At 64.3% G+C, this 18,477-nt stretch carries 15 protein-coding genes, 1 other RNA gene and 1 pseudogene; 7 read left to right on the top strand and 10 right to left on the bottom strand.

Going from position 1 to position 18,477, the window contains the following annotated elements; genetic code table 11:
• A partial coding sequence (locus H1B27_RS03020; RefSeq protein WP_197964937.1) for a transposase occupies nucleotides 1-235 on the bottom strand: 235 nt, incomplete at its 3' end.
• Nucleotides 236-1,559: 1,324 nt separating this feature from the next.
• Here H1B27_RS03020 and H1B27_RS03015 point away from each other — a divergent pair.
• Nucleotides 1,560-3,260, top strand: coding sequence for a recombinase family protein (locus H1B27_RS03015; protein WP_197964936.1), 1,701 nt, complete (start codon nucleotides 1,560-1,562; stop codon nucleotides 3,258-3,260).
• Between the two features lie 129 nt (nucleotides 3,261-3,389).
• Here the strand turns inward: H1B27_RS03015 and H1B27_RS03005 are convergent, their stop codons facing one another.
• The 6 genes from H1B27_RS03005 to H1B27_RS02980 form a co-directional block, all read right to left on the bottom strand.
• Nucleotides 3,390-4,310: a metallophosphoesterase gene (locus tag H1B27_RS03005; protein ID WP_197964935.1), complete on the bottom strand. Its 921-nt coding sequence runs from the start codon at nucleotides 4,308-4,310 to the stop codon at nucleotides 3,390-3,392.
• A gap of 127 nt (nucleotides 4,311-4,437) precedes the next feature.
• On the bottom strand, nucleotides 4,438-5,490 hold the full coding sequence (ruvB, locus tag H1B27_RS03000) for a Holliday junction branch migration DNA helicase RuvB (RefSeq protein WP_197964934.1): 1,053 nt from the start codon (nucleotides 5,488-5,490) through the stop codon (nucleotides 4,438-4,440).
• On the bottom strand, nucleotides 5,487-5,948 hold the full coding sequence (locus H1B27_RS02995; RefSeq protein ID WP_197964933.1) for a hypothetical protein: 462 nt from the start codon (nucleotides 5,946-5,948) through the stop codon (nucleotides 5,487-5,489). Before H1B27_RS02995 ends, ruvB begins: the two co-directional genes overlap by 4 nt.
• The gene (gene ruvA / locus H1B27_RS02990; protein WP_061880907.1) at nucleotides 5,945-6,562 is read right to left on the bottom strand and encodes a Holliday junction branch migration protein RuvA; all 618 of its coding nucleotides are present in this window, start codon (nucleotides 6,560-6,562) and stop codon (nucleotides 5,945-5,947) included. The genes H1B27_RS02995 and ruvA overlap by 4 nt, the downstream gene beginning before the upstream one ends.
• A gap of 240 nt (nucleotides 6,563-6,802) precedes the next feature.
• A complete protein-coding gene (gene ruvC / locus H1B27_RS02985) occupies nucleotides 6,803-7,330 on the bottom strand; it encodes a crossover junction endodeoxyribonuclease RuvC (RefSeq protein WP_197964932.1) in 528 nt (175 codons plus the stop codon).
• Between the two features lie 209 nt (nucleotides 7,331-7,539).
• Nucleotides 7,540-8,286 carry a YebC/PmpR family DNA-binding transcriptional regulator gene (locus H1B27_RS02980; RefSeq protein WP_061880909.1) on the bottom strand — a complete coding sequence of 249 codons (747 nt, stop codon included), beginning with the start codon at nucleotides 8,284-8,286 and terminating at the stop codon, nucleotides 7,540-7,542.
• Between the two features lie 204 nt (nucleotides 8,287-8,490).
• Here H1B27_RS02980 and H1B27_RS02975 point away from each other — a divergent pair, with 204 nt between their 5' ends.
• From H1B27_RS02975 to H1B27_RS40950, 6 genes and pseudogenes are all read left to right on the top strand, one after another.
• Nucleotides 8,491-10,239 (top strand): methyl-accepting chemotaxis protein, encoded by a 1,749-nt coding sequence (locus H1B27_RS02975; RefSeq protein WP_197964931.1) that lies wholly within the window; start codon nucleotides 8,491-8,493, stop codon nucleotides 10,237-10,239.
• A 118-nt stretch (nucleotides 10,240-10,357) separates the two neighbouring features.
• Nucleotides 10,358-11,782: a methyl-accepting chemotaxis protein gene (locus H1B27_RS02970; protein ID WP_197964930.1), complete on the top strand. Its 1,425-nt coding sequence runs from the start codon at nucleotides 10,358-10,360 to the stop codon at nucleotides 11,780-11,782.
• 80 nt (nucleotides 11,783-11,862) lie between these two features.
• Nucleotides 11,863-12,381: a hypothetical protein gene (locus H1B27_RS02965; protein WP_197964929.1), complete on the top strand. Its 519-nt coding sequence runs from the start codon at nucleotides 11,863-11,865 to the stop codon at nucleotides 12,379-12,381.
• Nucleotides 12,382-12,444: 63 nt separating this feature from the next.
• A complete protein-coding gene (locus H1B27_RS02960) occupies nucleotides 12,445-12,909 on the top strand; it encodes a (2Fe-2S)-binding protein (RefSeq protein WP_197964928.1) in 465 nt (154 codons plus the stop codon).
• An 8-nt stretch (nucleotides 12,910-12,917) separates the two neighbouring features.
• Nucleotides 12,918-15,086 carry a xanthine dehydrogenase family protein molybdopterin-binding subunit gene (locus tag H1B27_RS02955; RefSeq protein ID WP_197964927.1) on the top strand — a complete coding sequence of 723 codons (2,169 nt, stop codon included), beginning with the start codon at nucleotides 12,918-12,920 and terminating at the stop codon, nucleotides 15,084-15,086.
• Nucleotides 15,083-16,425, top strand: a pseudogene (locus tag H1B27_RS40950) (c-type cytochrome). Before H1B27_RS02955 ends, H1B27_RS40950 begins: the two are co-directional and overlap by 4 nt.
• Before the next feature lie 207 nt (nucleotides 16,426-16,632).
• Here the strand turns inward: H1B27_RS40950 and H1B27_RS02945 are convergent.
• The 3 genes from H1B27_RS02945 to ssrS all read right to left on the bottom strand — a co-directional run bounded on the left by H1B27_RS02945 (nucleotide 16,633) and on the right by ssrS (nucleotide 18,362).
• A complete protein-coding gene (locus H1B27_RS02945; protein ID WP_197964926.1) occupies nucleotides 16,633-17,457 on the bottom strand; it encodes a TIGR00282 family metallophosphoesterase in 825 nt (274 codons plus the stop codon).
• Complete coding sequence (locus tag H1B27_RS02940; RefSeq protein WP_197964925.1) at nucleotides 17,435-18,031, bottom strand: 5-formyltetrahydrofolate cyclo-ligase; 597 nt, start codon at nucleotides 18,029-18,031, stop codon at nucleotides 17,435-17,437. Before H1B27_RS02940 ends, H1B27_RS02945 begins: the two co-directional genes overlap by 23 nt.
• A gap of 170 nt (nucleotides 18,032-18,201) precedes the next feature.
• Nucleotides 18,202-18,362: non-coding RNA, 6S RNA (gene ssrS / locus H1B27_RS02935), on the bottom strand.
• Nucleotides 18,363-18,477: the final 115 nt, after the last annotated feature.

Genomic DNA, 18,477 nt, shown 5'->3' with positions numbered 1-18,477 from the left:
CCGCCGCATCGAGCATCTGCTCGGCCAGGAGCTTCTTCAGCTTCGCATTCTCGTCCTCGAGCGCCTTGAGCCGCCTGGCCTCGGAGACATCCATGCCGCCAAACTTGGCCTTCCAATTGTAGAACGTCGCCTCGGAGATCCCGTGCTTGCGGGCCAGATCGGCCGTTTTGGCTCCGGCCTCGTGCTCCTTCAGCACCGCGATGATCTGCTCTTCCGTAAAACGCTTCCGCTTCATCTGTCCGTCCTTCGTCAGGGCAGACTCTAAATCCTTCTGGAGGAAATTCTTAGGGGCAGGTCAGCTTGCTTTTTCATGAACGTCTCGGCTCGCTGCCGATAGCACATTGCGAATCGCGTGGACGCTGACTTCAACAGGCCACCAGTTTCGCACCAGAAACAACCCGCAAAAGCGTAGGGAACGTGGTCGAATTCCGCGAAAAGCGCAGGAAATTCGCTGGCTCCATCCGCCTATGATCAGGTTGTCGAATGGCTGATTGAGCGCTAACCGAATTCGAACCTAGTTTGGCAGCGCGGGAAATCACGGGCAAGTCGTGACCGATCGAGGCTGTTTTCCCACGGAAGAGCCGCAGCGCGGTCCAGCCCCACTGCGGCCATCCCGGACTAACTAAAAATTGGTGCTCAAATCTCTCCGGTGTTCTCACAGTAGAACACCCCGTTCCGAAAATGGATTCCGTATAACTACCGCAACTCGACGTCACACAATTGTAACTTTCGCCCTAAGATGACACGGATCGCTCTCCAGCCCCAATGCTCCCGGCTGCCGATTCAATCGCGGATCAGAGCGCCGGGAGTGCTAGGCCGCGCAGGCTTGGTGCAGATCTTAACCGGCCCGGACATTTCCGTCCGACGTTGAGCTTTTCTTGAGTTCCTCGACATTGAGTATCCCCAATGATTTAAGCCGGGAGCCGGAACGTGTTCATTTCGATACCCCAAGCTGTTGCTGGCCCCGAGCCGGCGATGCCCCCCGCCGAATCTACCCTCCTTTGTTTAGCAAATCCTCGCCCGCCCACGATCATCTTCGCAGCAACACGCTGGCGCCTGACATTTGAAAAATCTCATTTTCATTCACTATCGCAGCAGTCAACATGAACGGACTCGCCATCGCAGATCGAGACTTTCATGAGCGGTTCAAAAGCAAAAGTGATTTGTAGCTTTGTGGTGATTCTTGTCGGGTCACGGCGCTTGCCGAGTGAAGCTGCCGCTGAAGGGCGATCTAGATCTGGCGAGCCACTTAAAATCACAGAGGAGCTTCGATCGGGTCTTCGACTGGAGGATGCGAACGCCGCACACGCGATCCCTGCGACCTGTCCGTAGCGCAAGACCGAAATTTACGCTAGCTTCTGAAGGCTTTGCTGTGATGCGTACCCGAATGCGATTGCCTCGGGGTCAAAAGGCGATCATCCGACCGCTTGATCCTTCCCACCCTCAAAGTTGGGACAATCCCGATAATGAGGAACTTTGGCTTGAGCTGGCGCGTGCCATCGGACGGCAGCTTGCGCGGGATGAAAAAGGCGGTTTGGAGCAGCGGATAGGGGAACGGGATGGCGATAGCGTCACCAAACAAGAGGGCCGTGATATACGCCCGCTATTCGAGCGACATGCAAAAAGTGACCTCGATTGACGGTCAGCTATTACTCTGCCGGAAGGTCGCCGCACGCAATGACCTAGATGTCGTCGGTGAATTTGTCGACGCTGCAAAGTCTGGTCTTACGGAGGATACCCGCGATGGCTATCAGCGATTGCTCAATGGTGTGCGGAAGCAAGACTTTGACGTGATCATCGTCGAGCATTTCGACCGCCTGTCGCGCGATCCCGCCACCATCCAGCGTCTCAAGCAGGTGTTTGAGTTCAACCGCGTTGAGCTGATGGATCAGAAAGGCGTTTATGCCACCGCAACTGACATCAGCATCGCAAGTCTCTACAATACGATCTACAAGCCGCAGCTTGCTGACAAGGTTCGGCGTGGGCATGATAACGCCGTCAACAATGGAAGAATTCCTGGCTCGTACGCCTATGGTTATCGGCCAAGGCCGGGCGTGCCTGGCGAGCGGATGATCGATGAGAGCGAAGCAAAGATCGTGCGCCGTATCTTCATCGAGTATACGGCAGGCCGTTCAACGCGAGATATCGCCGCCGATCTTACCCGCGAAGGCGTAGCCTCGCCTGGGGCTACCCGTCACAAGAACAAGGCTGGTCGCACCACCTGGAATCATCAGTGCATCACTGGCGGTCGCCATGGTCGCGGCATTATCGGCAATGAGCTGTATATCGGCGAGATACATTGGAATGTTCGCTCAACAATTCTCAATCCGGAAACGCAGAAGAAGCAGAAGCGCCGCAATCCCGAAGAACGCCACATCATCGTAAAAAACGCCGAGCTGCGGATTATTCCGCAAGCGCTCTGGGATAGCGCGCAGAAGGTTCGCAATGAACGCGCTATCCATATGTTCGGGCCGTCCGGCAAGCCGCGGCGCCGACCTGTGGTCCCGCGCAACAACGAGCACCCGCTTGCGGGAGTCCTTCGGTGCGGTGTCTGCAACGGCCGTATGCGAATCGCTCAATCCTCCCGGAATGGAGGGCCGCGTGCCGCATGCGCCAACGCGCATCAGCGAGGCACCTGCGAGCATACCCGCAGCTTTGATATGGACGTTCTACTGAAGGATGTTGCCGAAAAAATGGAAGTAAGATTGCTTTCACCGAAAGCCATTGAAGAGGCGATGCGTGCCTGGAAGGAGGAGCGAAAGAAGGATCAGCGAAAGGACAGCGAATGCTCTAACCTGGAGCGTCGGCGCCGTGTGCTGAATGCCGAGATCGAACGCTTGTCATATGCGATCGCAAACAGCCGTCGCAAGCCGGATGAGTTGATCAAGCGGTTAGATGAATGCGACGTGGAACGGGAAACTGTCGAGGAACGCTTGCGCTTGCTCGGCAATGGCGTCGAAAACGTGATCCCGTTCGACCACCCGAAGTTCGGTGACCGATACCGTTCGGAAGCTAAGAGACTGGTCACCGGGCTCAAGATAAATCCGAAGGCGATTGAAACTCGCATCGCTTTCCGTAACTTGGTCGACTGCATTATAGTGCATCCCGTGCGCAAGCGGATGCCCTACGAATATACACCGTATCTGAACGCCGCTGCCCTTTTCAGCATGAAACTCTTCTCAGAAGATGGTGAGAAATCACGAACGATCAGCACTGCCTATCACGACAACGTCCAGTCCGGGAAGTCCGTGTCCTCGTAATAGACGCGGACCTGCATGTGGTGGCGGCCGTCGCGGATCTCGCCGTCCAGATGGGCAGTCACGTCGTGAGCCTCTTCGCTTGTCGCTGCCGGCCCGTTTTGCGCAAAAACCGCGGTCCGCGCAAGCGCGTTACGACACAACCGGCGCGGTCTGCCCCAGCCTCACCTCGACGATCTCTGGCGGCACCCCGACGCGGAGCGGCATGATGCTGCAACCGAGGCCACCGGAGATGATGACGTCGCATTTCAGCCTGACATGACCATAGGCGAGGCGGACGCCGTCCTGCGGCGGCACCGCGGGGGACCAGCCGAGCAGACGGACCTGGCCGCCATGGGTGTGGCCGGACAGTTGCAGCGCGACACGCGACGGCACGCGCGGCGCGATGTTGGGCTCATGCGCGAGCAGAATGACGGGCGCATCGTCCGTGACCTTGGCGAGCGTCGCGCTGAGATCGTCGGCGCCGAACCGCGCCATGCCGCGAAACCGGCGCGCCGGCAGGAACGCGAGTTGATCGCCGAGGCCGGCGAGCCAGAACGGGCGGCCGTCCTTGGTGAGGCGCACGACGTCGTTCTCGTAGACGGGGATGCCGGCCGCTTCCAGCGCGCGGTGCGCGACGGTCACTCCCTGCCCGGCTCGCTGCACGAGCCTGTCATCCCAATAGTCGTGGTTGCCCATGACGGCGTGGACGCCAAGCGGCGCCTTGAGGCCGGCCAGCACGCGTGCCCATTCGCTGCACGGAATGATGCGCGTGACCTGATGCAGGCCGGCGACATAGTCGCCGAGCAGCACGATGAGGTCGGCCTTCAGCGCGTTGGTGCGGTCGACGATGGCCGCGACCCGGTCAAGCGGCATCCAGGGATCGCAGGCATGGAGATCGGCGATGACGGCGATCTTGAGCGGAAGATCCGCCGGCCACTGCTGTGGCATCGGATGATAGGGGGTGACGCGGAGCCGCAGCATCGGCTCGACGCCGACGCCATAGGCGGCCGTCGAGACGCCGAGGGCGGACAGACCACCGATGGAACGGATGAGATGACGGCGCGTGATCATGGAAGCCCGATGATGATGCGGCGTCTTGATGATATCCGATTGGAGCGGAATTGGGGTGCGTTCGTGCAGATCGTCTGCACGAGGTTAACGGAAATTCATCAAAGCCGGAACGGCGCGGTTCAGCAGATCACTCGTCGTTGTCATCCGTGCCGAACAGGCCGAACTGCGCCGCGGCATCGCGCGAGGGCTCGGCGATGCCGAGATGGCGGAAGGCGTGCGAGGTGAGCAGGCGGCCGCGCGGCGTGCGCTGCAGATAGCCGCACTGGATCAGATAAGGCTCGATGATGTCCTCGATGGCATCGCGCGGCTCCGACAAGGCCGCAGCCATCGTCTCGACACCGACCGGGCCGCCACCATAGTTGAGCGCGATGGTCGAGAGATAGCGGCGGTCCATCGCGTCGAGACCGGCGGCGTCGACCTCGAGCGCGCTCAACGCGTGGTCGGCGATCTTGCGGTCGATCGTGGCGGCATCCGCCGCCGAGGCGAAATCGCGGACGCGCCGCAGTAGCCGGCCGGCGATGCGGGGCGTGCCGCGGGCGCGGCGCGCGATCTCGTTGGCGCCATCAGCGCTCATGCCGACATTAAGTACGCGCGCGCCACGGCTGACGATGCTCTCCAATTCCTCGATCGTGTAGAAATTGAGCCGGACCGGAATGCCGAAGCGATCGCGCAGGGGATTGGTGAGCAGGCCCGCCCGCGTGGTGGCGCCGACCAGGGTGAATTTCGACAGCTCGATCTTCACCGAGCGCGCCGCCGGGCCTTCGCCGATGATGAGGTCGAGCTGAAAATCCTCCATCGCGGGATAGAGCACCTCTTCCACCGCCGGACTGAGGCGATGGATCTCGTCGATGAAGAGTACGTCGCGCTCTTCGAGATTGGTGAGGAGGGCGGCGAGATCGCCGGCCTTGGCGATGACCGGCCCCGAGGTGGCGCGAAAGCCGACGCCGAGCTCCTTGGCCACGATCTGCGCCAGCGTGGTCTTGCCGAGGCCGGGTGGGCCGACGAACAGCACGTGATCCAGCGCCTCGCCACGCTTGCGCGCCGCCTCGATGAAGATCGACAGATTCTTGCGCGCCTGCTGCTGGCCGACGAAGTCCGACAGCGATTGCGGGCGCAGCGCGGTATCGCCGACATCGTCGCTGCGGCGCTCGGGCGAGACCATGCGCGGAGGAGTAGTCATGCTCGGGCTCTGTGGGCCATTCTGCCCACGAAAAGGGACAGCTGCACAAGAACAAACAAGACAGCGCTTTGTAGCAGGAGTTCAGACCATATGTATTGATCGATCTGTCCGATAAACACCAAAGCGAGAACGAGGTACGAGGCCGGAGCGATCAGCAAGACGTTCCACCATGTTACGTGGCCGCGAAATAGTATGATCGCAGCGACAAGAACACCGGCGATCAGGCCCGGCAAAGACCACATTTTGAAACCAATGAGCGCAACATACGGCGCATCGCGCGAGATCGAAAAACAACGGATGACGCGGGTCAGCAGACACCCCGACGCCGAGAATGCAGCCGTGGCAAGAATGCCGATTAGCACTGTCCCCGCGAACACGACACCAAAGAAATATATCGCACGCTGTATGTTCGGGAGCTTTGGACCCTCCGCGCGATCGAGGCCGTGATCGGAATTCACTTCGCGAGCTCCTTCAGGCCGAGACGGATGAGCTGCGCCGTCTCGGCGCCCTCACCGGCGCTGCGCGAGGCCGAGGCAATCGCAGCGGCCGCCTGCGGCTGGCCGTAGCCGAGATTGACCAGCGCGGAGATCGCATCCGCCACGGGCCGCGGCGCGCGCTGGTCGTCGACGGCGCCGGCAAGATGCACCACGGCCGGATCGACATTGGCGAACGCCGGCGCCTTGTCCTTCAACTCGGTGACGATGCGCTCGGCGACCTTGGGGCCAACGCCGGGCGTGCGTGCCACCGCGGCCTTGTCGCGCAGCGCAATCGCATTGGCGAGGTCGGCGGTCGAGAGCGTGCCGAGCACGGCGAGCGCCACCTTGGCGCCGACGCCCTGCACGGTCTGGAGCAGGCGAAACCATTCGCGCTCCTGGTCGGTGCGGAAGCCGAACAGCTTGATCTGGTCCTCGCGAACATAGGTCTCGATCGATAGCACCGCGGCTTCACCCGGCGAAGGCAGATGCTGCAAGGTGCGCGAGGAGCAATGCACCTGGTAGCCGACCCCGCCGACGTCGAGGATGACGAAATCCTCGCCGTAGGAATCGATCAGGCCCTTGAGCTTGCCGATCATGGCTGCGCACCCATCGCTTGAAGGACGCACGGCAACGACTCGCCGTTCCCTCCCCCCTTGTGGGGGAGGGTCAGGGAGGGGGGTGCCACACGGGGATTCTCTCGAAGGCGCGAGCACCGCGTGCGCCGCCCACCAACGACCGCGGCACCACCGCTGCGGCTACCCCTCTCCCCGGCCCTCCCCCACAAGGGGGGAGGGAGCGCACCGCCGATGCCGCTCATCTGTGCCTCGCGACGCGCATCATATCCCCACCACCTTCAGCCGCAGCGCGGTGCTCTGGCGATGATGGGCGTGGGTGATGGCTATGGCGAGCGCGTCGGCGGCGTCCGCGGACGGGGGCTCCGCTTTCGGCAGCAGGATCTTCAGCATCATCGCGATCTGTTGCTTGTCGGCGTGGCCGGCACCGACCACCGTCTTCTTGACCTGGTTCGGCGCGTATTCGGCGACAGAGATGCCGAACATTGCGGGCGCCAGCATGGCGACGCCGCGGGCCTGGCCGAGTTTCAGCGTGGCAACGCCGTCCTTGTTGACGAAGGTCTGTTCGACCGCCGCTTCCATCGGCTGGTGGCTAGAGAGAACGGAAGCAAGCCCTTCGTGGATCGCGAGCAGCCGGCCCGACAAGGGCAGATCATCCGGCGGTTCCACCGAGCCGCAGGCGATGTAGATCAGGCGATTGCCCTCAGCCTCGATGACGCCCCAGCCGGTGCGGCGCAGGCCGGGGTCGATGCCGATGATGCGGACGGGGCCACGAATCGGGAGCGCAGTCATGGGCCAGTGATAGCGGCTGGCCGCCGCGGGGGAAACAGAAACAGAACGGAAGTAACAGGGGAAAGGCGGTCTCGTGCCCCGGACGCGACGCAACGCAAAGTGGTGCGGCGCTGAACCGGGGCCCATTTTGCCAGCGATGCCCAGAGAACGATGGGTCCCGGCTCTGCGCAGCAGCGTTTCACGCTGCAGCGCGTCCGGGACAAGCGAGCCTAGCCGCCCATCTTCGCCATCAGCGCGTCCGATATCTCGAAATTGGCGTAGACCTGCTGCACGTCGTCATGCTCGTTGAGCAGGTCCATCAGCTTGAGCAGCTTCTCGCCGGTCTCGTCGTCGACCGCGACCGTGTTCTGCGGCTTCCAGATCAGCGCAGCCTTGCGCGGCTCGCCGAACTTGGCTTCCAGCGCCTTGGCGACGTCGCGATAGCCTTCGGTCGAGGCGTAGATCTCGTGGCCGTTCTCGCCCGAGACCACGTCGTCGGCGCCGGCTTCGATCGCGGCGTCCAGCACCGCATCGTCGGAGGCGACGCTGCGGTCGTATTCGATGATGCCGGTGCGGTCGAACATGAACGAGACTGAGCCGGTTTCGCCGAGATTGCCGCCGGACTTGGTGAAGAAGGAGCGGATGTCGGAGGCGGCCCGGTTGCGGTTGTCGGTCAGCGCCTCGACGATGACGGCGACGCCGCCGGGGCCGTAGCCCTCGTAGCGGATTTCGTCATAGTTCTCGCCGTCGCTGCCGAGCGCCTTCTTGATGGCGCGCTCGATGTTGTCCTTCGGCATGTTCTCCTGGCGCGCGGCGATCACGGCGGCACGCAGGCGTGGGTTCATGGCGGGGTCGGGCGTGCCGAGCTTGGCCGCGACGGTGATTTCCCGCGCCAGCTTGCCGAACAGTTTCGACTTCTGGGCATCCTGCCGCCCCTTGCGGTGCATGATGTTCTTGAATTGGGAATGTCCGGCCATGCGTGGTCTCGTTAAGGAATCGTGCGCCAAGGTGAGCGTGGGAAGCGCGGCCTTATAGGCCGCCAACCCACCGAAATGAAAGAGGCTCTACGACTTTAAGGTAACACCGTACTCGCCCGTGCCTAGAGGTCAGGCACCGTTAACCCTGATTTCATTCCGGGCTGCGAAAATAGCGCCCGACCGTTCTCCGACAAGAGAGGCCCGATGGCGTTCGGATTATTTCGGAAGCGTCTGCCGGACCCGGCTGCGCCTGCGACAGCCCTGGAGGCTCCGCAGCCGGCGGCCGATTCCGCGCGCGCCCCGGCCGCCGACAGTGATTCGGCCCGGGAAATCCTGGAACTGCTGGAACTCGAGCTCGGCGCCATGATCCGCCAGCTCGAACGCGCCGCCAATTCGGTGGCCGGAGGCGCCGAGGCGACCGCCGCGACGCTTGCCGCCATTCGCGACCGCACCGACGCCCTGACCGGTCGGACCAACGCGGCGCAGTCGACCGCCTCCACCTTCGCCCATGCCGCCGACAAGTTCACCCAGTCCGCGCAAGGAATCGGCGCGCAGGTCCGGAATGCGGGCAAGCTCGCCGACGAGGCCAGCGCCGCGGCGCAGGAAGCCCGCGCCAATGTCGAGCGCCTGCGCGAATCCTCCGCCGCCATCGGCAACGTCGTCAATCTGATCGCACAGATCGCGCGGCAGACGACGCTGCTCGCGCTCAACTCCACCATCGAGGCCGCACGCGCCGGTGATGCGGGCAGAGGCTTTGCGGTCGTCGCGACCGAGGTCAAGGCGCTCGCGGTGCAGACGCAAGGAGCGACGGAAGAGATCACAAGGAAGATCGACGCGCTCCAGCGCGACGCCGCCGGCTCTGCCGATGCCGTGCACCGCATTTCGCAGGCGATCGAGGCGATCCGCCCGGTGTTCGACACCGTCAACGGCGCGGTCGCCGAGCAGAACGCCACGACCAGCGAAGTTTCCGGAAATGCCGCCAGCGCGTCGGAGTTCATCATCTCGGTCGGCGAGAGCGCGGCCGAGATCGATGCCGCGACCAAGGCGGCCGAGACCCATGGCGAGAGCGTCGCCAGTGCCGGCAAGGCCGTCACCACTTTTGCTCAAAAGCTGAAATCGCGCTGCGCCGTGCTGCTCGGCCAGAGCGAGCACGACGACCGCCGCAAGACCGAGCGGCTGCCCTGCCATCTCAGATTCGAGACCACGCGCGGGGTGATGCCGGTCTATGAAATCGCGATGGACGGCGTTCTGATCGGCGGCGCGGATGCAGGCAGGCTCGCACCGCAAGCGCTGATCGAAGGCACACTCGAAGACATCGGCGCCTGCCGCCTGCGCGTCGTCGAGCAGTCCAAGGCCGGCGCCCGCGCGCAATTCGTTGGTGCCGGCGCCGCGCTCGGCGAGAAGGTCGAGGACAAGCTCTGGTCGATCCATGAGGAGAACACGGAGCTGGTCACCCGTGCCATGGAGGCGGGCAATGCGCTGACGAAGATATTCGAGCAGGCGGTTGCGCGCGGCGAGGTTAAGCTGGAGGACCTGTTCGACACGGACTATGTGGAAATTGCGGGCACCAATCCGCAGCAATTCCGCACGAGATATCTGGACTGGGCCGACCGGGCCCTGCCGCCGTTCCAGGAAGCTTTTCTGGCGAGGGAGCCGCGGATGGCGTTCTGCGCCATGGTCGACCGCAACGGCTTCCTGCCCGTGCACAACGAGATCTATTCGCATCCGCAGCGACCGGGCGACGTCGCCTGGAACACGGCCAACAGCCGCAACCGGCGGATGTTCAACGATCCGGCGGGGCTCGCCGCTGCGCGCAACCTGCGCTCGTACCTGGTCCAGAGCTATGCGCGCGACATGGGCAACGGCAACACGGTGATGATGCGCGAGATCGACGTCCCGATCCGCGTGCAGGGCCGTCACTGGGGCGGCTTCCGCACGGCCTACAAGCTGTAGTGCTCTCCCGAGTGCACTCTTGGGCAAGACACCGGCCGCGAATCATCCTCTAAGCCGAAACTGGAATGGGAGTGCCGCCGAGAGCCGATCAACGGCCCTGACTCGAGAGAGCCCGTACATGTCCCAGGCACAGCTTGCAGTATTGGACACCGGATCGAACCGGACGCTCGCCGAGCGGCTGATCGATCAGCTCGCCGACCGCATCGGCGGCCTTGGCGTGGAACTCGCCGACATCGCCGGCAACGTCCAGGAGGTCGCAAACCGCGTCGCGAACCAGTCGGAACGGTTCCACCACCTGCAGGAGACGGCCGAGACGATGGTGTCGGCCAACCACGACATCGCCAACGCATCGCAGGCCGTGCAAACGACGACGTCCGCGGCAGTCGGCGAGATCGCGCAATCGCGCAGCGCCGTCGACACCGCGGTCAGCCATATCTCCGAACTCGTCGCGGCCGTGGAGCGGATCGAGGCGCGCCTGTCCGCCGTCGGCTCGGCGCTGGCGCAGGTGGCGAAGGTCTCCGGCTCGATCGAGGCGATCGCGAAGCAGACCAATCTGCTCGCCCTCAACGCCACCATCGAGGCGGCGCGCGCCGGCAATGCCGGCCGCGGCTTCGCGGTGGTCGCGAGCGAGGTCAAGAACCTCGCGGAAGCCACCCGCCAGGCCACGCATGAGATCTCCGACACCGTGCGTGATCTCGACGGCCAGATCGAAGGCCTGATCGGCGAGAGCAGCGACGCTTCGCAGCGCGCCAAGACCGCCGGCGAAGGCGCGCAAGCGATCTCCGGCATCATCTCACGGGTGCAGCAGGGCTTCGCCTCCGTGGAGGCGGAGATCGGCAGCGTCACGCGCGCGGCGACCTCCAACCTCGGGCATTGCGACATCGTCATCAGCGAGCTCAACGAGCTCGCCAAGGGCGTCGACCTGTCCTCGCGCGACCTCAAGAACGCCGACGAGCGGGTGGCGAAGCTGCTCGACGCCTCCGAAGGCCTGATCGCGCTGATCGCCGACAGCGGCGTGGAGACGTCGGACGCGCCGCTGATCCGCGTCGTCGTCGACACCGCGAAGCGGATTTCGGCGGAGTTCGAAGCTGCGATCGACCGCGGCGAGATCACGCTCGACCAGCTGATGGACGAGAACTACCGCGAGATATCAGGCACCGATCCAAGACAATACCTCACCGACTACGTCGCGTTCACCGATCGCGTGCTGCCCGCGATCCAGGATCCGATCCAGAAATCCGATCCCCGCATCGTGTTCTGCGTCGCCTGGGCGAGGGGCGGCTATCTGCCGACCCACAATCCGAACTACCGGCTGCCGCAAGGCAAGGACCCGGTCTGGAACAACGCCAATTGCCGCAACCGCCGCCTGTTCACCGACCGCACGGTGAAGAAGGTCGCAGCCAACACGAAGCCGTTCCTGCTGCAGACCTACCGCCGCGACATGGGCGGCGGGCAGTTCGTGCTGATGAAGGACCTGTCCTCGCCGATCATGATCCGCGGCAGGCATTGGGGCGCCTTCCGGATGGGCTTTCGTCAGGGCTGACGGGCGCTCCTGCGGCCCTTGAATCAAAAACCTGAAAAACAACCCCATGCACAGTAGCCGGGGTGTGCGAAATCAATGGCTTGCGCCGGCAGGCCCTGACGCGCTTTGACTCGTCGGGCAAAACAGGGGTAGAATGCGACTATTCCGAAATCCTCCCCTTCCCTTCTCCCCTTGTGGGAGAAGGTGGCGCGAAGCGCCGGATGAGGGGTCTGTCTCCGCGGGTAGAACTGCTCGATAGTGACGAGGGTCATACGCGGATAGAGACCCCTCACCCCAACGCGTTCGCATCCACTGACGTCGCCGCCCTCTCCCACAAGGGGAGAGGGCACAACAATGCCGGTCGTGCTCGCGGCCGTCGCCGTTTTTCCCAATCGCACGAGTTTCGTCTTTGCATGATTTTGCGCGTTCGCACGATCATCTGCGGCGGTCGACATCGCACGCGACGAAAAGGGTCAAAACATGACGATTATCATATCAATTGGCCCAAAACCTTTGCAGCGATCGCCGCACAAATTCGTGAATGTCATGGCCTCACGCCTCGTTCGCGCAAATATGCATTGCCGGAAATTTCGACGCTTCATCGTTTCGCATCGGTATGATTATCGTCGCGCAAAATTCGTCGAATTGATCGCCGCAAGCGATCGCCGAGCAAAGGAATGCATATGGCAACTGTTCTCACCATCAATGGCGAAACGAAATCCTTCGACGCGCCACCTGACATGCCGCTGCTGTGGGTGCTGCGCGACATCCTCGGAATGACCGGCACCAAGTTCGGCTGCGGCATCGCGCAGTGCGGCGCCTGCACGGTGCATGTCGACGGCAAGGCGGTCCGCTCCTGCGTGCTGCCGGTGAGCGCGGTCGAGAACCGCGCCGTCACCACGATCGAAGCCGTCGGCAGCACGCCTGCGGGCGCGAAGGTGCAGAAGGCCTGGTTGGAGGCCGAAGTGATCCAGTGCGGCTACTGCCAGTCCGGCCAGATCATGTCCGCCGCAGCGCTGCTGGCGGCAACGCCGAACCCCGACGATTCCGACATCGACGCCGCCATGGCCGGCAACATCTGCCGCTGCGGCACCTATGTGCGCATCCGCGAGGCCATCAAGCAGGCCGCCAACGGCCGTCAGTCCTGAGGTTCGCCATGAACGCACATCACAGCATCTCCCGCCGCGCAGCTCTGACCGGCGGTCTCGCCGCCGGCTTCCTGCTCGCCTTCCATCTGCCGCTGCGCGCCGCCGTGAACGAGCCGGTGCAGCCGCGCGACACGACCGACGGCAAGTTCGCGCCCAATGCCTTCATCCGCATCGACGAGACCGGCCATACCGTGCTGATCATGCCGCAGGTCGAGATGGGCCAAGGCACCTATACCTCGATCTCCGCGGTGCTCGCCGAGGAGCTAGATGCCGACTGGAGCAAGGTCGAGGTCCAGCACGCCCCGCCTGACGACAAGCTCTACGGCAATCCGACCTTCGGCCTGCAAGTCACCGGCAATTCCAACTCGATCCGCGCCTGGTGGCTGCCGCTGCGCAAGGCCGGCGCCACCGCGCGCGCGATGCTGGTGCAGGCGGCGGCCGCAGAATGGGGCGTCGATCCGGCAAGCTGCACGGCCGCCAAGGGCGAGGTCGCGCATGCAGCGAGCGGCCGCAGGCTCGCGTACGGCACGCTGGCGCTCGCAGCCCAAGCTCAGACGCCGCCGAAGGACGCTGCGCTGAAGGACCCCAGGGACTTCGTCCTCATCGGCCAGCCCTTGAAGCGGCTCGACACGCCGGACAAGGTCAACGGCAAGGCCATCTACGGCATCGACGCCATCCTGCCCGGCATGAAGTTCGCGACCGTCGCCGCCTGCCCGGTGTTCGGCGGCAAGGTCGGCAAGGTCGACGACCGCGCCGCGGTGAAGCTTCCCGGCGTGCGCAAGGTTGTCGTGCTCGAGGACATGGTCGCCGTGATCGGCGATCACATGTGGGCGGCCAAGAAGGGGCTCGAAGCGCTCGAGATCGAGTGGGACGAAGGGCCGAACGCCGAGATCACCACCAAGGACGTCTGGGACGACCTGCGCAAGGCCAGCCGGAAGGACGGCGCAGTCGCCAAATCCGACGGCGACATCGCCAAGGCGCTCGCCGGCGGCGACAAGTTCGAGGCGGTCTACGAGCTGCCATTCCTGGCGCACGCCTCGATGGAGCCGATCAACGCCACGGTGCATGTGAAGCCCGACTCCTGCGAGATCTGGACCGGCACGCAGATCATGACGCGCGTGCAGTCGGAGGCGGCGAAGGCCGCGGGCCTGCCGATCGACAAGGTGATCGTCAACAATCACCTGCTCGGCGGCGGCTTCGGCCGCAAGCTCGAGCCCGACATGGTGGTCGCGGCGGTGAAGATCGCCAAGCAGGTCGACTATCCCGTGAAGGTGGTGTGGACCCGCGAGGAGGACATCCAGCACGACGTCTACCGCCCGGTCTATCGCGACGAGATCACGGCGTCGCTGGTCGACGGCAAGGTCGCGGGCTGGAAGTACAAGGTCGCCGGCTCCGCCGTGCTGGCGCGCTGGCTGCCGCCGGCGTTCCAGAAGGGCATCGACATCGACGCGATCGACGCCGCGGTGGATGCTCCCTACGACTTCGCCAACTTCCATGTCGAATATGTCCGCGCCGAGCCGCTGTCGGTGCCGACGGGTTTCTGGCGCGGCGTCGGCCCGAATAACAACGTGTTCGCGGTCGAATGCGCGATGGACGAGCTCGCGCGCAAGGCGGGCAAGGACCCGATCGCGTTCCGAAAGTCCATGCTGACGAAGAATCCGCGGATGCTGGCGGTGCTCGACCAGGTCGCGGAGAAATCCGGCTGGGGGCAACCCCTGCCGCCGCGCGTCGGCCGCGGCGTCTGCGTGCAGCCGTCATTCGCAAGCTTCATCGCGACGGTGGTGGAGGCGGAGATCGACGACATCGGCGAGATCACGCTCCGCCGCATCACCTCGGTGGTCGACACCGGCATCGCCGTCAACCCCGACACCGTGAAGGCGCAGATCGAGGGCGGGCTGATCTTCGGCCTGACCGCGGCGCTCTATGGCGAGATCACCATCGACAAGGGCCGCGTGCAGCAGTCGAACTTCCACGACTACCGCATGATGCGCATCAACGAGACGCCGAAGATCGAGGTCATCGTCGTCAAGAGCGGCGAAGCGCCCGGCGGCATCGGCGAAGCCGGCGTCAATGCCGGACCGCCGGCGCTGCGCAATGCGATTTACGCCGCGACCGGCGTGGCGCTGCGGCGCCTGCCGATCGACCGGAAACTGCTGGCTGCGGGGAAGAAGGCATGAGCGGCAAGATGCGTATCCTCACAAGCGTCGTCGCGATTGCCATCGTCGCGGCAGCGGTCGGCGTCTTCATCATCCGTGGGCCCGGCCCGCTCGACTTCGCCGGCGGCACGAAAGTGCCGCTGGCGGACTACCGCGCGGGCAAGCCGACCGGCGTGCCGGCGAAGCTGGAGAAAGCCGGCATCGTCGAGCGCGGCGAATATCTCACCAAGGCCGCCGACTGCATGGTCTGCCACACCAAGCCGGGCGAGAAGGAGTACTCCGGCGGGCTCGCTTTCAAGCTGCCGTTCGGCACGCTTTATTCCACCAACATCACGCCGGACAAGGACACCGGCATCGGCAATTACAGCGACCAGGATTTCCTGAACGCGGTCCAGCACGGCAAGCGCCGTGACGGCGCGCGGCTCTATCCGGCGATGCCCTACACGTCCTACACCTTCATGACCGACGAGGACGTGCTGGCGGTGAAGGCCTATCTGTTCAGCCTGCCGGCGGTGCGCGCCAAGGCGCCCGACAACACGCTGTCGTTCCCGTTCAACCAGCGCTGGGCGATGATGTTCTGGTCGGCCGTGTTCAATCCGGACACGCGCTTTGCGCCCGACACCTCGAAGAGCCCTGAGTGGAACAGAGGCGCGTATCTCGCCGAGGCGCTGGCGCATTGCGGCGAGTGCCACACGCCGCGCAATCTCGGCTTCGCGCTGGACAACCGCAGGAAGTTCGCCGGCGCCATCACGGCGGGCTGGCGCGCCTTCACATCTCCTCCGACAAGGCGACAGGTCTCGGCAACTGGAGCGACCAGGATCTGATCTCGTATCTGTCGCTCGGCCATGCGCCGGGTCATGGCTCGGCCTCGGGCCCGATGGGTGAGGCGGTCGACCACAGCTTGAGCAGGCTCGTCCCCGAAGACATCAGCAGCATCGTTGCTTACCTGCGCAGCGTGCCGCCGCAGCGCTCGCCCGACCTGCCCGCCACCACGGCGCCCGTCGCCCCCGCCTCGCACCGCGACGGCGTCACGGCGAACGCCCGCGGCAAGCAGGTGTTCGCGAGCGCCTGCGCCAGCTGCCACGGCTGGAGCGGCGAGAGCCCGGTCTCGCCGATGGCGACACTGACCGGCACCTGGGCTGTCAACGACCCCGCCGCCACCAACGTCGCGCAGATCGTGCTCTCGGGCACCAAGCGGCATACGCCCGACGGTGCGTTGTCGATGCCGGCGTTCGGCCATGCCTATACCGACGACGAGATCGCGGCGGTGGCGAACTATGTCACGGCGCGGTTCGGCGCGAAGGGCTCGAAGCTGACGGCGAAGGATGTGGCGGAGCTGCGTCAGCAGACGGCAGAGTAGCGTATGGCGAGATTGATGCGTGATCGCGCGTCAATCTCCGTTGTCGTCCCGGACAAGCGTAGCGAAGCGGAGCGCAGATCCGGGACCCATAACCACAGGATGTGGTTCGGCGAAGACTCGCAGTTACCAGCTTCGCGCAACAACTTCTCCCTGGGGTTATGGGTCCCCGCCTTCGCGGGGACGACACCTGGCGTGGAGCGTGGTTCTTCAGCTCAGCCAGAATCTTGGCGTCGCCGGCTCCAGCCGGCCGCCCACGCGCACCGGTGCAATCTTCAGCGCGAGCCCCGTCGCGTCATCCGTCTCCACGGCGACGGCGCTGAGCGTTGCCGCACCGGCTGCCGGCTCGAAGCGGCCCGACGGAATCCCCGTGGTGAACCGGCGCAGCGGTTCTTCCTTCTGCATGCCGATGATGGAATCGTAGTCGCCGGTCATGCCGGCGTCGGTCATGTAGGCGGTGCCGCCTGACAGGATCTGGTGGTCGGCGGTCGGCACATGGGTGTGGGTGCCGACGACGAGGCTGGCGCGGCCGTCGCAGAAGAAGCCGATGCCCTGCTTCTCGCTGCTCGCCTCGCAATGAAAATCGACGACAATGGCGTCCGCGGCAACGCCGAGCGGGCAGGCCCCGAGCTCGCGCTCCAGCGCCGCGAAGGGATCGTCGAACGGGGTCATGAAGACGCGGCCCAGAGCGTTGACGACGAGGGCATGCCGGCCGTTCTTGGTCTCGACCAGGGCGGCGCCGCGGCCGGGCGTGCCGCGCGGATAGTTGGCGGGGCGCACCAGGCGGTCGGCGCGCTCGATGAAGACGAGGGCCTCGCGCTGGTCCCAGGAATGATTGCCGAGCGTCACCGCGTCGGCGCCGGCCTCGAGAAACTCCTGGTAGATCGCTTCCGTGATGCCGAAGCCGCCGGCGGAATTCTCGCCGTTGACGACGACGAAATCGAGCGACCAGTCCTTGACCATGCCGGGCAGATATTCGGCGATGGCCTCGCGCCCGCTACGGCCGACGACATCACCCACGAAGAGAATGCGCAACTTCAGAACTCCGGAAATCGAACACGTCCGATTCCGTTAGCACATAATCCAGCGCGACGTCGTGGGATAGTGCCGGAACCGCCTCGATCTCCTGCACCGCAAAGGCAAGCCCGATGCCGATGATTTGCTTGGTCTTGCGCAAATGCGCGAAGGTGAAATCGTAATGGCCGGCGCCATAGCCGATGCGATGGCCGAGACGGTCGAAGGCCGCAAGCGGTGTCAGCATGATGTCGGGGATCACTTCGCTTGCTGCCGGCGACGGCTCGGGAATGCCGAGCGGGCCGAGCATCAGGCGGTCGTTCGGATGGAAGATGCGGAAGATCAGCGACTGGCCGCGCGCGGTGACGCAAGGCAGCGCCAGCTTCGCGCCCTGCTCGGCGAGCTTCCGCATCAACGGCATCGGATCGATCTCGTTGCGGATCGGCGAATAGCCGGAGACGATGCTGCCGGGCAGCAGCTCGAACGGCAACCCGCGCTTGGCGAGCTTTGCGGCCGCAGCGATGCGTTTCTTCTCGCTCAGCGCGTCGCGCCTGGCGAGGGCCTTGGCACGGAGCTCGGCTTTGGTGTTGGGCATGTGCTTCGGTCCCCACGTCATCACCCGCGAACGCGGGTGATCCAGTATTCCAGAGGCGGTGGTGATTCACACAAGGGCCGCGGCGTACTGGATTCCCCGCTTTCGCGGGGAATGACACCTGTTGAATTGGCGGCAGTCGTTTCAACAAGCACAAACCAAGCAAACAAAAGTACGAAGCCGCGAACGCCGTTGAAGCACTCGATCCCGGAGTTCCCTACGAAAGTAGGTGGGCACCATATGTCCGGGCCCACGGGCCCGGCCAGGGACAGTTCCCTAAAGGATCGATAAGGCCCCGGGGATATATGGCTCCTGACGCACGTCGCAGCCTCGCTTGGGCAATGTAACAACGATAGTGAGGAAGTGCCAGTGCGGTAAAAAGCGAGCTTCGGCCGAGCCACGGCGGAAGTGTGCTCCCTCCCCCGCTTGCGGGGGAGGGTTGGGGTGTC

The sequence above is a fragment of the Bradyrhizobium diversitatis genome (genome assembly GCF_016031635.1).
Taxonomy (GTDB): Bacteria; Pseudomonadota; Alphaproteobacteria; order Rhizobiales; family Xanthobacteraceae; genus Bradyrhizobium; species Bradyrhizobium diversitatis.
The sequence above is the reverse complement of the archived record's forward strand: the minus strand, read 5'-3'. Positions and strand labels throughout refer to the sequence as shown.

Coding starts and splice junctions, on each gene's coding strand:
- ruvB (WP_197964934.1), bottom strand. CDS start 5,490: ATGACTACTCCTCCGCGCATGGTCTCGCCCGAGCGCCGCAGCGACGAT.
- H1B27_RS02960 (WP_197964928.1), top strand. CDS start 12,445: ATGGCAACTGTTCTCACCATCAATGGCGAAACGAAATCCTTCGACGCG.
- ruvA (WP_061880907.1), bottom strand. CDS start 6,562: ATGATCGGCAAGCTCAAGGGCCTGATCGATTCCTACGGCGAGGATTTC.
- H1B27_RS03015 (WP_197964936.1), top strand. CDS start 1,560: ATGGCGATAGCGTCACCAAACAAGAGGGCCGTGATATACGCCCGCTAT.
- H1B27_RS02940 (WP_197964925.1), bottom strand. CDS start 18,031: ATGCCCAACACCAAAGCCGAGCTCCGTGCCAAGGCCCTCGCCAGGCGC.
- H1B27_RS02975 (WP_197964931.1), top strand. CDS start 8,491: ATGGCGTTCGGATTATTTCGGAAGCGTCTGCCGGACCCGGCTGCGCCT.
- H1B27_RS02955 (WP_197964927.1), top strand. CDS start 12,918: ATGAACGCACATCACAGCATCTCCCGCCGCGCAGCTCTGACCGGCGGT.
- H1B27_RS02970 (WP_197964930.1), top strand. CDS start 10,358: ATGTCCCAGGCACAGCTTGCAGTATTGGACACCGGATCGAACCGGACG.
- H1B27_RS03005 (WP_197964935.1), bottom strand. CDS start 4,310: ATGATCACGCGCCGTCATCTCATCCGTTCCATCGGTGGTCTGTCCGCC.
- H1B27_RS02980 (WP_061880909.1), bottom strand. CDS start 8,286: ATGGCCGGACATTCCCAATTCAAGAACATCATGCACCGCAAGGGGCGG.
- ruvC (WP_197964932.1), bottom strand. CDS start 7,330: ATGACTGCGCTCCCGATTCGTGGCCCCGTCCGCATCATCGGCATCGAC.